Origin of the sequence: Actinomadura sp. NBRC 104425, from assembly GCF_030269545.1 — a bacterium.
GTDB classification, from domain to species: domain Bacteria; phylum Actinomycetota; class Actinomycetes; order Streptosporangiales; family Streptosporangiaceae; genus Spirillospora; species Spirillospora keratinilytica.
The window spans coordinates 250,012-264,394 of sequence record NZ_BSTN01000008.1 but is presented as its reverse complement, the minus strand read 5'-3'; the positions used below and the strand labels follow the sequence as shown (position 1 = coordinate 264,394).

15 protein-coding genes are annotated in these 14,383 nt (G+C 75.3%); 4 read left to right on the top strand and 11 right to left on the bottom strand.

Annotated elements, in window-relative coordinates; translation table 11 throughout:
• Nucleotides 1–50: 50 nt before the first annotated feature.
• Nucleotides 51–1,049 (top strand): zinc-dependent alcohol dehydrogenase family protein, encoded by a 999-nt coding sequence (locus tag QSK22_RS15550; RefSeq protein WP_285494869.1) that lies wholly within the window; start codon nucleotides 51–53, stop codon nucleotides 1,047–1,049.
• Nucleotides 1,050–1,062: 13 nt separating this feature from the next.
• On the opposite strand, the gene QSK22_RS15545 is transcribed toward QSK22_RS15550, so the two are convergent.
• Nucleotides 1,063–1,743, bottom strand: a complete 681-nt coding sequence (locus QSK22_RS15545) for a CBS domain-containing protein (RefSeq protein WP_285494868.1) — start codon at nucleotides 1,741–1,743, stop codon at nucleotides 1,063–1,065.
• Between the two features lie 324 nt (nucleotides 1,744–2,067).
• Here QSK22_RS15545 and QSK22_RS15540 point away from each other — a divergent pair, with 324 nt between their 5' ends.
• A complete protein-coding gene (locus QSK22_RS15540; RefSeq protein ID WP_285494867.1) occupies nucleotides 2,068–2,487 on the top strand; it encodes an OsmC family protein in 420 nt (139 codons plus the stop codon).
• Between the two features lie 35 nt (nucleotides 2,488–2,522).
• Here the strand turns inward: QSK22_RS15540 and QSK22_RS15535 are convergent, their stop codons facing one another.
• The 3 genes from QSK22_RS15535 to QSK22_RS15525 all read right to left on the bottom strand — a co-directional run bounded on the left by QSK22_RS15535 (nucleotide 2,523) and on the right by QSK22_RS15525 (nucleotide 6,079).
• On the bottom strand, nucleotides 2,523–2,879 hold the full coding sequence (locus QSK22_RS15535; RefSeq protein ID WP_285494866.1) for a hypothetical protein: 357 nt from the start codon (nucleotides 2,877–2,879) through the stop codon (nucleotides 2,523–2,525).
• Nucleotides 2,880–2,929: 50 nt separating this feature from the next.
• Nucleotides 2,930–3,298: an STAS domain-containing protein gene (locus QSK22_RS15530; RefSeq protein WP_285494865.1), complete on the bottom strand. Its 369-nt coding sequence runs from the start codon at nucleotides 3,296–3,298 to the stop codon at nucleotides 2,930–2,932.
• A 105-nt stretch (nucleotides 3,299–3,403) separates the two neighbouring features.
• Nucleotides 3,404–6,079 carry a bifunctional acetate--CoA ligase family protein/GNAT family N-acetyltransferase gene (locus QSK22_RS15525; protein ID WP_285494864.1) on the bottom strand — a complete coding sequence of 892 codons (2,676 nt, stop codon included), beginning with the start codon at nucleotides 6,077–6,079 and terminating at the stop codon, nucleotides 3,404–3,406.
• A gap of 529 nt (nucleotides 6,080–6,608) precedes the next feature.
• Between QSK22_RS15525 and QSK22_RS15520 the strand changes: the two genes are divergently transcribed.
• Complete coding sequence (locus tag QSK22_RS15520) at nucleotides 6,609–7,496, top strand: universal stress protein (protein ID WP_285494863.1); 888 nt, start codon at nucleotides 6,609–6,611, stop codon at nucleotides 7,494–7,496.
• Here QSK22_RS15520 and QSK22_RS15515 read toward each other — a convergent pair.
• Nucleotides 7,484–8,119 carry an Rv1733c family protein gene (locus tag QSK22_RS15515; protein WP_285494862.1) on the bottom strand — a complete coding sequence of 212 codons (636 nt, stop codon included), beginning with the start codon at nucleotides 8,117–8,119 and terminating at the stop codon, nucleotides 7,484–7,486. The genes QSK22_RS15520 and QSK22_RS15515 overlap by 13 nt on opposite strands.
• A gap of 114 nt (nucleotides 8,120–8,233) precedes the next feature.
• Nucleotides 8,234–8,695 carry a pyridoxamine 5'-phosphate oxidase family protein gene (locus tag QSK22_RS15510; RefSeq protein WP_285494861.1) on the bottom strand — a complete coding sequence of 154 codons (462 nt, stop codon included), beginning with the start codon at nucleotides 8,693–8,695 and terminating at the stop codon, nucleotides 8,234–8,236.
• 336 nt (nucleotides 8,696–9,031) lie between these two features.
• Here QSK22_RS15510 and QSK22_RS15505 point away from each other — a divergent pair, with 336 nt between their 5' ends.
• On the top strand, nucleotides 9,032–9,862 hold the full coding sequence (locus QSK22_RS15505) for an MBL fold metallo-hydrolase (protein ID WP_285494860.1): 831 nt from the start codon (nucleotides 9,032–9,034) through the stop codon (nucleotides 9,860–9,862).
• Nucleotides 9,863–9,872: 10 nt separating this feature from the next.
• On the opposite strand, the gene QSK22_RS15500 is transcribed toward QSK22_RS15505, so the two are convergent.
• From QSK22_RS15500 to QSK22_RS15480, 5 genes are all read right to left on the bottom strand, one after another.
• Nucleotides 9,873–11,117: a PP2C family protein-serine/threonine phosphatase gene (locus tag QSK22_RS15500; RefSeq protein WP_285494859.1), complete on the bottom strand. Its 1,245-nt coding sequence runs from the start codon at nucleotides 11,115–11,117 to the stop codon at nucleotides 9,873–9,875.
• A 142-nt stretch (nucleotides 11,118–11,259) separates the two neighbouring features.
• Nucleotides 11,260–11,661, bottom strand: a complete 402-nt coding sequence (locus QSK22_RS15495; protein ID WP_285494858.1) for a hypothetical protein — start codon at nucleotides 11,659–11,661, stop codon at nucleotides 11,260–11,262.
• Between the two features lie 184 nt (nucleotides 11,662–11,845).
• A complete protein-coding gene (locus QSK22_RS15490) occupies nucleotides 11,846–12,238 on the bottom strand; it encodes a hypothetical protein (RefSeq protein WP_285494857.1) in 393 nt (130 codons plus the stop codon).
• Complete coding sequence (locus QSK22_RS15485) at nucleotides 12,235–12,900, bottom strand: DUF1990 family protein (protein WP_285494855.1); 666 nt, start codon at nucleotides 12,898–12,900, stop codon at nucleotides 12,235–12,237. Before QSK22_RS15485 ends, QSK22_RS15490 begins: the two co-directional genes overlap by 4 nt.
• A 37-nt stretch (nucleotides 12,901–12,937) precedes the next feature.
• A complete protein-coding gene (locus QSK22_RS15480; RefSeq protein ID WP_285494854.1) occupies nucleotides 12,938–14,347 on the bottom strand; it encodes a DUF1990 family protein in 1,410 nt (469 codons plus the stop codon).
• Nucleotides 14,348–14,383: the final 36 nt, after the last annotated feature.

Here is a 14,383-nt window from a genome sequence, read left to right as displayed (position 1 = left end):
GTGTCAGCCGCCCGGAAACCGGGCATCGCGGCTTTGGGAAGGAGGCGGTGATGCGGGCGTGGAGCGTGCAGGAGCCCGGGCCGATCGCGACCCGGCCGCTGCGGCGGGTGGACCGGGACGTCCCCGAGCCCGGCCCCGGCGAGCTGCTGCTGCGGGTCCGCGCGTGCGGGGTGTGCCGCACCGACCTGCACGTGGCCGAGGGCGACCTGCCGGTGCACCTGCCGGGCGTGACACCCGGGCACGAGATCGTCGGCGAGGTGGTCGCGGCGGGCCCGGGCTGCCGCCGCGCGCCGGGCGACCGGGTCGGCGCGGCGTGGCTGCGCGGCACCTGCGGCGCCTGCCGGTACTGCCGCCGCGGCGCCGAGAACCTGTGCCCCGACTCGACCTACACCGGCTGGGACGCCCACGGCGGATACGCCGAGTACACGGTCGCGCGCGACGCCTACGTCTACGACCTGCCCGAGCACCGCACCGACCTGGAGGTGGCGCCGCTGCTGTGCGCCGGGATCATCGGCTACCGGGCGCTGCGCCGCGCCGCGCTGCCGCCGGGCGGGCGGCTGGGCATCTGGGGCTTCGGCGCATCCGCGCATCTGACGGCCCAGATCGCGCTGGCCGAGGGGGCGGCCGTGCACGTGTTCACCCGGGCGGAGGCCGCCCGCACCCTGGCCAGGTCGCTGGGCGCCGCGTCCGCGGGCGACTCGTTCGACCCCTCGCCGGAGCCGCTGGACTCGGCGATCGTGTTCGCCCCGGCGGGCGGGCTGGTCCCGGTCGCCCTGGAGCGGCTGGACCGGGGCGGCACCCTGGCGATCGCCGGGATCCACCTTTCGGACGTGCCGCCGCTCGACTACCGGCGCCACCTGTTCCAGGAGCGGCAGGTCCGGTCGGTCACCGCCAACACCAGGGCGGACGGGGAGGAGTTCCTGCGGCTGGCGGGACGGCTGCCGCTGCACGTGACCTGCACGCCCTACGAGCTGTCCGACGCCGACCGGGCCCTGGCCGACCTGGCCGCCGACCGGGTCCAGGGCGCCGCCGTCCTGGTCGCCGGCTGACCGCCCCGGGGGCTCACACCCGGCGGTAGGACTCGGGAATGGTGTCGTCCTGCTTGTAGTAGAGCAGTTCTTTCACGTTCACCACGCCCTCCGTGGCCGCGGCCAGCCGGACCAGGACCGGGATCATGCTGCGCCGGTCGACCCGCCCGGTCAGCTGCACCACCCCGTCCTGGACGCGGACGGCGACCTGCGACGGGTCCTGCCAGAGCCGGTCCACCAGCACCTCGCGGATGATCTCATCGCGGATGTCGTCGTCGGAGCGCAGGAACACGCGCAGCAGGTCGGCCCGGGTGACGATGCCGGCCGGGCGGCCGTCGTCGTCCACCACCGGGGCCTGCTTGAACTCGTGCCGGGCCAGCAGCCGGGCGGCCTCGGCCACCGAGGCGTCCCGCGGCACCGTGACGGCGGGGGCGGTCATCAGGCCCCGGGCGTCCACGGCGTCGGCCTTGGCGTGCACCCGGCGGCGCCGCAGCGCCTCCAGCAGCGTCCGCGGGCCTTCGGCGTCCTTGTACTCCTGCTTGCGCAGCAGGTCGGCGTCGGTGACGATCCCGGTCACCCGGCCGTCCCGGCCGACCACGGGCACGGCGTGGACGCCGTGCTCGGCCATGGCCTCCACGATCTCGATGAAGGGCGTCTCCTCGGCGACGGTCACCACCCGCGTGGTCATGACGTCGGCGACCTTGCGTCGTCGCATGTCCCCTCCCGGGGCCTGTCGTAGGTGTCCGGCCCCGCCGGCGGATCCGGGCGGCCTGGTGCAAGTGCCGGGCGGCCCGCCGCGCGGGCCCTTCGGCCGGCGGCCCGCCCGCCGGATCACCTTCCCGGCGGGCGGGCGGCCATGCGCCCGCCGCGGCCCCGGCGTCACTCCATGAACCTCCCGATCGCCATCCAGCCTCGCGGCGGCGGCGACCCGCCGACAGTGCCGGGCGGCCCCGGCTCGCGGGACCTTCGCCCCTTCGGACGGGGACCGGCGGCGGGAAGCCTGGAATTACTGCTCCGAAGGCACCGTTGGGGGTACGCCATGAACGAGATCACCGTGGTCCACCGCTCCGGGGACGCGTTCGCCGTCCTGGTGCGCGGGCACGTCGTCTGCGTGGACCAGCCGTTCGCGCTGGGCGGCACGGACGACGGCCCGACGCCCGTCGAGCTGTTCGTGGCGAGCCTGGCCGCCTGCGCCGCCTACCACGGGCGGCGCCATCTGCGCGACCGCGGCATTCCCGCCGACGGCCTGGAGGTCAGGGGGCGGTTCGTCATGAACGCCGGAACACGACCGCACGTGGCCCGCATCGACCTGGCCGTGCGCCCGCCGCAGGGCCTGTCGCAGGCGAGCGCGGCGGGGCTGCGGGACGCCATCGACCGCTGCACGGTGCACAACTCGCTGCTGGACCTGCCGCGGATCACCGTGGATGTCGAGAGCGCCGCGGGCGCCCCCGTGATCTGACCCGTGATCTGAACCCCCGGCGCCCCTCCGGGCGGTCAGCGCCGGGTCGTCGGCGCGTGCACCGGGCGCTCCGGCGGGGTGCCCGGTTTCGGTACGACGCGCAGCCGGGGCCTGGGCGGGGTGGCGCGGGAGCCGCGCGCGGCCCCGGCGTGGTCCGGTGGCGGCGGCACCAGTTCGAGACGGCGACGCGGCGGCGCGGCCGTCTCCTCTTCCCGCGGGTCCGTCGGCGGGACGCCGGCCCTGCCGAGGTCCCGCCAATGGACGGCCAACCGCCTGAGCCAGCCGTGCGGGTGGGGGAAGAGGACGGCCGTGATGACGGTGAGCACGGCCCGGTCGACCAGGTCCCGGAGGCCGTCGCCGACGCCGCGGACGCTCCTGGCGTTGCGGTTCATGCGTGCCTTCTTCCCCTTCTCTTCCCTCCCGCCCCGGCCGTCGGCGGGCGTCAGCCCGTCCGGGCGGCGGCCGCCCCGACCGCGAACCGCTGCTGCAGCCCGGTGATCCGCAGCAGCCGCACCAGCAGGGGCCGGGCGTTGACGATCGTGACCCGGCCGCCGAGCGCCTCGGCGAGGTCGGCGGCGGCCGTCAGCGCGCGCAGCCCCTGGGCGTCGCAGAACTCCAGGTGCTCGGCGTCGACCACGACATTCGGGTGGTCGAGGTCCAGGGCGGCCAGCAGCAGGTCGCCGAAGATGTCCGCGGTGGCGATGTCCACCTCGCCGGACACGCCCACCACCCTCGTCCCGCCGGGAACGGTCATGAGCGACATCGCGAAGCGGGGCGGGTCCTGCGTCGGAGGGCCGTCCACTACGGTCACCGTCTCTCCATCTCTGTCCGCTGCCGTCGTCGCATCGGTTCTCATGCTCCTCGGCGCCGCCCGCGGCACCGTAGAGGCAAAGGTCCCGGCGGGGACGGCCGTCGGTCAGCCGAGGGCGCGGCTGAGCGGGGACGGCGCCGGCGGGGGAGGGGCCAGGCGGATCCGCACGTCCACGGCCGCCGCGCCGCGCGGCGTGACGATCACCGGGTTGAGGTCCAGCTCGGCGATCTCGGGGTTGTCGGCGACCAGCCGGGACACCCGCGCCAGCTGGTCCTCCAGGATGGGCACGGCGGCGGCCGGGCGGCCCCGGTGGCCCGACAGCAGCGGGGCGCAGCGCAGCGAGCGGATCAGCTCGCCGGCCTCGCCGTCGAGCAGCGGCGCCGCCCGGAACACCCGGTCGCCGAGCAGGTCGGCGGCGATCCCGCCCATGCCGACCATGACCAGCGGGCCGAAGCGGGGGTCCTCCACCGCGCCGATGATGATTTCGACGCCCTCGCCGGCCATGCGCTGCACGACGGCGCCGGTCATCGCGTCGCCGAGGGCGGCGGCCATGTCCCGGTAGGCGTCCCGGACCTGCTCGGGCGTGCGCAGGTCGAGCCGGACGCCGCCGACGTCGCTCTTGTGGACCAGGGTCGGCCCGACCGCCTTGAGCGCGACCGGGTAGCCGGTCAGCGCGGCGGCCTCGACGGCGCTCTCCGGCCCGTCCACGCCGATCGTCTGCGCCACGGCGATGCCGTAGTGCCCCAGCAGCCGGTGCGCCGTCTCCGGGGCCAGCCAGCGGCCCGACGGAGCCCGGCGCAGCTCTTCTTCGATCAGCGCACGCGCCCGCTCCCGCCGTATGCCGGTCGGCGCGGCCGCCGGGGACGCGGGCCGGGCGCGCCACTCGGCGTGGTCCACCGCGTGCCGCAGCGCCGCGACCGCCTGCTCCGGGTAGGCGTACGCGGGCACCTGCACGGTGCCGTCGTCGATCAGGGAGTCCTCGCCCAGCACGCAGGCCAGCACCGGCTTGTCCGCGCCGCGCGCCGCCGCCGCGACCGCCGCCTTGGACGCCTCGGCGCCGGAACCGAACGGCGGGGTGTAGACGGCGATGACCGCGTCGACGCCCGGGTCGTCCAGCACCGTCCGCAGCGCCGCGGTGAACTGGGCGGCGCCGCCGTCGGCGGTCAGGTCCACCGGGTTGGCGACCGCCGCCGACGGGCTCAGCGCCTCGCGCAGCGCCCTGCGGGTGGCCTCGGCCAGTTCGGGCACCTCCAGGGCGTGCGCGGCGCAGGCGTCGGCGGCCAGCGCGCCCGGCCCGCCGGAGTTGCCGACCACGGCGACGCGGCGGCCGCGCGGCAGCGGCTGGCAGGCCAGCAGGCGGGCGGTGTCCAGCAGGTCCCGCACCGTCTCGACGCGCACGACCCCGGCGCGGCGCAGCAGTGCGTCGACGGCGATGTCGGAGGTGGCCGCGGCGGCGGTGTGCGACCGGACGGCGCGGCCGCCCGCGTCCGAACGGCCGGCCTTGAGCACCACGATCGGCTTGCGGCCCCCGATCCGGCGCGCCAGCGCGGCGAACTTGCGGGGGTTGCCGAACGACTCCAGGTACAGCGCGATGACCGAGGTGTCGGGGTCGTCCTCCCAGTACTGCAGCAGGTCGTTGCCGCTGATGTCGGCCTTGTTGCCGGCCGACACGAAGCTGGACACCCCCAGCCCGGTCGCGCCGGCCTGCTCCAGCAGCGCCGAGCCGACCGCGCCCGACTGCGACATCACCGCCAGCCGCCCGCGCGCCGGGATGGCGGGCAGGAAGCTGGCGTTCAGCTTCTCCGCGGTGTTGACGATGCCCAGGCAGTTGGGCCCGACCAGGCGCATGCCCGCGTCGCGGCAGATCGCCAGCAGCTCGGCCTCCCGGCGGGCGCCCTCGGCGCCCGTCTCGGCGAACCCCGCCGACACCACGACCAGCGCCTGCACCCCGTGCTCGGCGCAGTGGCGGGCCACCTTGGGCACCGCCTCGGCGGGCGTCGCCACGACCGCCAGGCACACCCCGCCGGGGATGTCCGCCACGGTGGGGAACGCGGGGAGCCCGAGGATCGCGTCGGTGTGCGGGTTGACCGGGTAGATCGCCCCGGAGTAGCCGCCGTCCAGCAGGTTGCGCAGGATCCGGTGGCCCACGGTCCGCGGGTCGCGGCTCGCGCCGATCACCGCCACCGACCACGGCTGCAGCACCCGCTTCAGCGACGCCACCCCGGCGGTGTGCTCGCGCGCCTCGATCGCGGCGACCAGCTCGCCGGTGCACTCCAGCGGGACGCGGACGTCGTACTCGCTGCCGCCGAACCGCCGTTGCAGCCGGAACCCGGCCGTGACCAGCAGCTCCATCATCGCCCGGTTCTCCGCCAGCACGGTCGCGGTGAACTCGGCGATCCCCCGGGCGTCCGCCTCGATCGCCAGCTGCTCCAGCAGCAGCGTGCCCAGGCCCCGCCCGTGCATCCGGTCGTCGACCAGCACCCCGAGCTCCGCGCTGCCGCCGTCGCCGGCGGGGATCATCTCCGCCAGCCCCATCGCCTGCCCGCCCATGAAGGCCACCAGGGCGTGCCCGTGCCAGTCGCCGCCGGTGAGCAGGTCGACGTAGGCGTGCGGTGTGCGCCGGCCGCCGGTGAAGAAGCGCAGGTAGGCCGACTGCTCGGACAACCGGTCCACCAGGGCGTGCAGCGCCGCGCGGTCCGACGGCGCCAGCGGCCGGATATGGACCATCGAGCCGTCGCGCAGCAGCGCGTGCTCGCCCGCGTCGGTCATGGGTGCCGACATCGATCTCCTCCCGGGGGCGCGAATGCGGCCCGAGCCGTCCCGGACCGCAAGCCGTAGCGGTCCTAACGACATCAGCCGGAGGCGGCACTGCGGCAGGGGCGAAGGTCCCCGAGTGGCAAGAAAGAGAGGTCCCCAGAAGACGGGATCGGCGTCCCGACGGGACCGGCTCCGCAAGCGGCACCCACCGGCGGTCGCTCGTGGGGCGCCTGGAATCCGGGTCATCCGTCTTGACGACGGAGGGTCTTGCGGCCTCGGCGGCCGTCTCGTCCCGGCCCGGTCCGGCGGTTCCTCCACGCCGTCGGTGGGTGTCACCTGCATGCTGCCCGCCTCCCGCCCGAGGCGCGACAGCCATTGGCCCTGTGCCGCAGGGACGAAGGTCCCGGCCTGCCCGCACACCGCCGTCCGCGGGCGCCGACGGCGTGCGGAGGTCCCCCCGCCTCGGGCCTTTCGCCTCTGGGACGGCGCTGGAACGCGAGGATGCGATGGGACGAGGACGTACGGAGACCGCGTACCGGACCGGGGAGGGGCCATGGGCAGGGGTTCGTACGTGCTCGTCGGCTACGACGGCACCAAGCAGAGCGCATACGCGGTGGGCTGGGCGGCGACGGAGGCCCGGCTGCGGAGGCTGCCGCTGACCGTCGTGCACTCCTGGCACTGGCCGTACTCCATCAGCCACATCGACTACGAGGGCGCTGCGACCGTCAAGCGCATGGGCCGGCACATCCTGGACCGCGGCGTGGCCCTGGCCGAGCGCTCCGCACCCGGCGTGCGCATCACCGGGCGGCTCATGGACGGACCGGCGTACGCGGCGCTGCTGGCGGCGGGCGACGACGCCGAGGTGATCGTCATCGGCTCGCACGAGCAGGCCCGCCTGCCGGTGGCCTCGACGGCGCTGCACCTGCCGGCCCGGGCGCACCGTCCCGTGGTCGTCGTGCGCGGCCCCACCGCCGGGCACCGGCGCGTCGTCGCCGGGGTCGACGGCTCGCCGGGCGGCGACGCGGCTCTGGCGTTCGCGTTCGAGCAGGCGGCCCTGCGCGGCTGGAGCCTGCTGGCGGTGTACGGCTGCTGGGAGCCGGGCGCGGTGCCGCGCGAGGAGCTGGACATGTTCCACGACGACGACAAGCTCAAGCGGGTCTGCGGCGCCCGGCTGGAACGGGCCGTGGCCCCCTACCGGGTGCGCTATCCGCAGGTCGACGCGTGGACGTCGCTGGTGCTCGACCCGCCCCGGGAGGCGCTGTTCGACGCGGCCGACAGCGCCGATCTCGTCGTGGTCGGCAACCGGGGCCGGGGGACGGTGGATCCGCTGCTGCTGGGCGCCACCAGCAGCGCCCTGCTGCAGCACGCACCGTGCTCGGTCGCCGTCGTCCAGCCCCTCTTCGCCGGGGAGGGCGGGACGGGCGAGGATCAGCCGGCGTAGCGCCGGTCGAGCCGCTCCCACGCCCGGTCCCACGACGCGGCCCGGCGGCGGTCGCACACCCGCCGGGTCACCGCGTACACCAGCGCCAGCGGCGCGCCCACGCCCAGCACGGCGAAGCAGGCGCTCAGCACCGCATTCACGACGACCTGCTCCCGCCGCAGCGGCCGGCCGACGACCTTTCCGGACGCGTTCACCCAGATGCGCCGGGTGCCGTCCCTGCCGGCGGACGGCCAGGCCGGGATCTCCCCGGTGCGGGGCGTTCCGTCCGGTGCGTTCCAGCGCGCCCACACCGTGGACGGCGACTGGTCGCCGGCGCCCGCCGTCGCGTCCGCCGGACGCCGCGTGACCGTGGCGACGACGGGGTACCGGCCGGCCTTCTGGGCGGCCTCGTCGCGCAGGCCCGTCCGGTAGGAGCGCTCCGCCGCCCAGGCCGCCAGCGGCACCGCCAGCGCCAGGAACACGACAACGAGCGTGACGCCGACGGCGCGCTGCACGCGGTCGACGGGACGCCGCAGGTCGCTGCGGCCGAATCCGAGCCTCCGGACGAGCCGCAGGACGAACGGGCGCACCCGGGAGAACGGACGCGGCCGGGCTCCGTCGCGCGCCGGATGTGATCGTCGCATGCACTCCTCCCTCGGTCCCCACCGACGCTAGAAGCCGGAGGCACGGTCCGGGAGGGGCTTTGTTCCCTGCCCGGGCGGACCGAAAGCCTTCTCCGCCGTCCTCGGGCCGGGCCGCTACGCGGACGTCCCGCCCGGGCGGAGGTGCTCGACGCGCACCCCGCCCGGATGCAGGGGGAGGCGGCGGCCGGACACGCGGCGGATCGCGATGCGCACGTAGACGGGCTTGGGCTCCGGCGCCCACGGCGCCAGCCGCAGCGACTCCAGCCGGCGCAGCTCGCCGGGGTCGGTGACGACCGCGCCGAACCCCTCGGCCACGACGCTCCAGCCCATTTTCAGGGCCGGCTCCACGTCGTCGGCCTCGAAGGTCAGGGGACGTCCCGCCGCGACGGCGGCGAGCTTGCCGCCCGCGGCGCTGCGGAAGACGACGGTGTCGCCGTCCAGCAGGAAGTTCACCGGCAGCACCGTCACCCGGCCCCGGTCGTCGGCCCAGGCGACCCGGCCGATCGGGACGCTGCCCAGCAGCGCCAGGCACGTCGCGCGGTCCAGCACCTGGACCTGCTGGCGTCCGCCGGGCATGGTCACAAGTCCTCGACCATGGATCGCTCGACCGCCCGGCGGACGTCCTCCGCCGGCGTCTCGGAGACGTTCCGGACCGGCGGCCGCCGCGTCGGTTCCATGGTGCCTCCTCGTGCCGACATACGCCCAGTACACCGGCGGGCCCCCAGGGTGGTAAGGGCCGAACGGCTCGTCTCGGCTGCCGGACGTCCCGCCCCCCGGGGGGCGGCCCGCCACGGTGACGGAGGAACATCCCCCGGCAGAACGGATGCACACGTCTATTTCCGACCTGGCGTGAGATGCCGGAGTTCGGGGGTAGGGGGTGCGGACGCGACCGAACGTCCCTAGGGGGAGGCCATGACAGGCGATACGGCGGGCGCACGGTCCGGCGACTCCGTGACCTTCGTGGGCAACGCCACCACCATCATCCGCTGCGGCGGTTTCACGCTGATCACCGACCCGAACTTCCTGCGCCGGGGCGAGCGCGCCCACCTCGGCTACGGCATCACCGCCACGCGGCTGCGCGACCCCGCCCTGGCCGTACACGAGCTGCCCGACCTCGACGGCGTGGTGCTGTCGCACCTGCACGAGGACCACTGGGACCGGGTGGCCGAGCGGAACCTGGATCGGGCCCTGCCCGTCCTCACCACCGTCGCCGCCGCGCGGACCCTGCGCGCCCGCGGATTCGGCGAGGCGATCGGGCTGCGCACCTGGGAGCCGCACGAACTGGTCAAGGGCGACCGGATGGTGCGCGTCACCGCCATGCCGGGCCGGCACGCGCCCGGCCAGCTGCGGCGCCTGCTGCCGCCGGTGATGGGCTCGCTGCTGGAGTTCGGCCCCCGCGGCGGCCCGCCCGGCCTGCGGCTCTACATCAGCGGCGACACGCTCATGTACGACGGCATCGCCGAGATCGCGCGGCGCCATCCCGACATTGACGTCGGCATCGTGCACCTGGGCGGGACCCGGCTGATGGGCCTGCTGACGGTGACCATGGACGGCCGGCAGGGCGCCGAGTGGCTGGAGACGGTGCGGTGCGCCGTCGCGGTCCCCGTCCACTACGACGACTACAGCGTGATGAAGTCGCCCCTGTGGGACTTCGAGCGCGAGGTGGAACGACGCGGCCTCGAACACAGGGCCCGCCACCTGCGCCGCGGCGAGCGGCTCAAGCTCGTCCCCGCGCACCGCTAGCGCACCGCCGTCACGCCTCCGCGGCCGATGCGGGGCTGCGCGGCGGGATGCGGCCGTCCGGCCCCCGCCATTCCAGCAGCAGCACGGTGGCGTCGTCGTCGAGCTGCCCGGCGTGGTGGTCCAGGATGCTGCGGACGAGGCGGCGCAGCGTCTCGGGGACGGGCAGCCCGTCGGCGTTGCGGCGGATGATGAAATCGATGAAGCGGTGCAGGCCGAACTCCTGGCCGCTGCTGTTGCGGGCCTCGATGATGCCGTCGGTGTAGAGCAGGATGCGGTCGCCGGGCTCCAGCTGCTCCTGGCACAGCACCGCGTCGTCGCCCAGCCCCGTGCCCAGCGGCGCGGCCGGCGGGCATTCCAGGGTGGTGACCCAGCGGCCGTTGCGGATCACCACCGGCGGCGGGTGCCCGTGGTTGGTCCACGACAGCATGCCGGTGCGCGAGTCCAGCTCGGCGAGCAGCGCGGTGACATAGCTGGTGGCGGCGAACTGCTGCTCCAGGATCTTCTCGATCGCCTTGCCGACCTCCAGCAGGTCGGCGCCCTGCAGGCGGCTGTTGCGGCAGGTCGCCACGGCCAGGTTGGAGGTCAGCCCCGAGGTGGTGTTGTGGCCCATCGCGTCGAAGATCGCCAGGTGGACGGTGTCGCCCGCCAGGCCGTAGTCGAAGGCGTCCCCGCCGAGCTCGTAGGCCGGCTCCAGCAGTGCGCCGATCACCACCCGGTCGTTGGCGAAGGTCCGCGGCGGCAGCAGCCGCCACTGCATCTCGGCGGAGACCGTCATGGGCCGGGTGCGCAGCAGCCGCGCGTAGGTGTCGCTGAGCGCCCGCTTGCTGACGACCATCAGCCCCACCAGGCCCGCCAGGCGCCACAGGAAGCGCATGACGTCCCGGTCCGTGGGGGGAACGACGACCTTCAGGACGCCCAGCCGCTCGATGCCGTCCAGTAGCGGCACCCACCACACGGTGCCGCCGTCGGCCGCGGGGCCCTGCACGCCGGTGACATTCTGGAACGCCCGCCCGGCCAGGGTGCCCTCGACGCGGATCTCGTCCGGCGCGCACCTGAGGTGCGGCGGCGCCCCCGCGTCGCGTCCCCGCAGCGGGCGCAGCACGTTCTGCTGGATGTCGGCGAGGTAGATGACCGTGTCCCGGTAGCCGGCCCGTCCGGCGGTGTCGGCCACCACGACGGGGATCTGCTGCATCGAGATGGCATGGCTGCTGTCGAGCAACTCGCCGAGCAGCTGGTCGTCCCGATTCGGCTCCATCGGTCCTCAGTCCCCCGGGCGGGCGGCCGAAGCCGGGCGCGGCGCCCGCCTTTGTCGTACATTCCCGGCATTCACCGCGCCATGCGGCCCCTCGCAGCCGGTGTCCCCCGCCGGTGACCGGACGCCGCGCGCGGCCCAGCGGTCACCGGCGGGGGAGGGCGTCGACCCGGTCGGTCGGCCTGTCCAGCGCCCGCAGCACGGCGCGCAGCTCCTGGCGCTCGGCGGCGGTGACCGGCGCCTCGCACCGGCACAGGGCCGCCACCAGGTGGTCGACGGCCGCGTCCCAGCGTCCGCCGGCCGCGGCCCGCGTGACCTGCCGCAGGGCCGGGGGGCCGAGCCTGTCGCGGTAGCGGTCGGGCAGGCGCCGCAGGGTCTGCTCCAGTCGGCGCCGTCCCACCGCCGGTGCCGCCGCCGGTCTTTCGGGGGCGGCGGCCGGCGCTGCGGCCGGTGCCCGGGGCGCGGGCCGCGCGGCGTCGCCGGCACGCGCGGGGTCGGCGTCGCCGGTCAGCCCGAGGAGCCGCAGGAAGTCCTCCATCGCGCCCATCACACACCTCGCGCTCCCGTCGGCCGCGGTGCGACCTCCTGACCACAGCGACACACACATCGTAATCAGATCGTTGCAGTACGTCGCCGGCAGGGTGGGGTATCCCGGCAGCGACATGACGGCGACCCGCGGGCCCCCACCCCCGATTCCCGACCCCCGATTCTGACCGTGGGCCTCGCCGGCGCTATGCCAGCCGGGCCAGCAGCTGGTCGGGACGCGCCACCGTCACCGTCGCCGTCGGATGGCCGATCAGGTGCAGCGGGTCGATCGCCGGCACCGGGGTGCGGAAGCGGACGCACACGCCCCCGTCGCGGTTGGTGGCGAAGGTGATGCCGCGGTCGGCGAGCGAGAGATGGGCCGGACCGGCGGTCTTGACGAAGGCGTAGGGGCCGCGGACCTCCTCCGCCTCGGCGATGTTGTCCAGGTCCGTGGTGAGGCGCCACGGCCCGAACCGGATGTGCAGCGCGACGTCCGTCACGATGACGCACGCGGTCGACGACGTGACGCCGAACGGCAGTGCCGCCAGCCGGTATGCCGGGCTGAACCGGAAGGGGAAGACGTGGCGTTGCGCGGTCATCGCTTCGAACCTCCTGCGTGGGCCCGCCGCTGCTCGGCCAGTGCGGCGCTGGTCAGCTCCGCCATGCGGCGGCAGGCCCGCCTGTAATACCTGACCTGCGTGGCGCGGCCGAACAGCACGAACCCGAGCCGCACGACCGGGTTGGGGATGTCCGCCATCTGGGAGTAGGCGTGGATGCGGAACTCCACCTCACCGGTGTCCAGCCACTTGCGCACCTCCTGGTCCATCTGGCCGCGTTCGAGATGCCCTTGGAGCGTCCGGTAGTTCCACCCCCACACCCGCGCCCGGCGCCCGTCCTGCTCGACGACTCCGTCGACCACCGCCCCGATCCGTACCCCGAGGTAGAACCGCAACCCGTAGAACCGGCCCTGGAGCAGCATGTCCCGGCCCGGCTCGGGAGGGCCTTCGCCGTAGGCGTGCCGGATGAAGGCCGGGTCGGCGAACTCGTAGTCCCGCACGAGGCGGCGGGCGATCTCCCAGCTGCCGCCGGGGAGCGGCGGGCCGGGCGGCTCGGCGGGCAGGGGCTGCCGGTAGTCGTCGATGTGCCAGCCGGGATCCGCGTCGCCGCCGGGCGCCTCGCCCGGATCGAAGTTGACCGGCCGGTGCCGCAGCTCGGCGTGCAGCCGCCGCAGTCGTCGCCGGATGCGCGTGTTCTCGCCCATGACATCGAGCTTCTCCGCCTGGCGGTGTGCGGAACGCTCAGAGCGCGACGCGGTCGCGGGGGCCGGCGGCCCGGTGGACGGCGGCGTAGACGGGGCCCCGGATCTGCTGCAGCGTCCCGGCCGGCGGCAGCCCGGGGACCTGGTGCCCGGCCGGGTCGAAACGCATCGGTGCGCCGTCGTCGCCGCGCGCCGGGCCGGTGAGCAGCAGCTCGCCGAACGGCTCCCACGCGCCGAACTCGGTCGCGATGACCAGGTCCAGCGGCAGGGGGCTCTCGCCGAGGGCGCGGGCGAGCGAGACGGCGTCGGCGGAGACGACGCAGGGCCGCCGCGCGACCGCGCCGAGGAGGACGCGGCGGTCGCCGGCCGCGTACGGCAGCAGGGAGCCGTAGAAGCCCGGGCTCCACCTGAACGCCGGCCGCGGCAGGTGGCGGCCGAGCAGGCCCTGCCCGGTACTGGCCAAAAGCAGCTCCGCGGTGTCCGGTTCGCCGCCCGGCGGGACGGTTGCGGGTTGCCTCCACCGCAGCGCCAGCCCCAGCACGTCCGGCAGCGGGGGAGGCAGTCCCACCGACCGCGACAATCGCGCCACTCCCCGCAGCTCGGCGGTGTCGTCCAGGAACGGCACGCCCCAGGGCTTCGAGGCGCCGTGCAGCAGCAGGACGGCGTCGCACACCAGCCCGTCGGGGTGCAGCGGACGGCCGCCGCGCAGCCGCGCCGCCGTGGTGAACATCCGCGAGACGGCGGCGGCAGCGAACCGGGTCAGGTGCTGCGCGTGGAGCCGGCTGTCCCCGGCGACCTCGGCCCTGTCGGTGTGGACCTCCACCTCGCCGGCCACCCGGCCCCCGGCCAGGTCCGCGACGCGCGAGCAGAAGTGGGTCCACATGTGCAGCTGCATCTCCTTCGCGATGCGCAGCCTGTCGTACAGCAGGTCCGCCAGGCGGCTGCCGCTGCGCGCCCACGACTCGATGGTGAACACCACGTCGCCGTCCGGGGCGTCCGCCGCCCGGAACTCGATCTCCCCCGCCTCGATGTGGCCTTCCAGCGTGGCGAACCGGAAGGACCGCGGCCGGCGTTCCACCACGCGCACCGGGCAGTTCCACGGGCCCGGCATGTGCACGTCGTACTCGTCGCCGATGTCCAGGCACCGCGCGCCGCCCGACGTCTTGTCGAAGACGGCGATCTCCACCGGCGACGCGGCGTTGATGTCCTCGCACAGGCGGTCGATCAGCTGTTCGGCGTTCAGCGGGGTGCCGGTGATCCGGACGGTGTAGCGGCGCTGGAACGCCGGCCCGGCGCCCTGCCGCGGATGCTGCAGCCGGTCTCCGCCGCGTTCCGGGAGGCGCTCGATCTCGGCGACCACGCTGCTGCGGAGCCGCCCCCGCGCCACCCCCCGGGAACCGCGCAGCCACCGCCACGCGGCCAGGCCCATACCCGCGGGCCAACGCATCATCCGTATACGCTGCCGCCAGCGAACCCGCACGGCGCC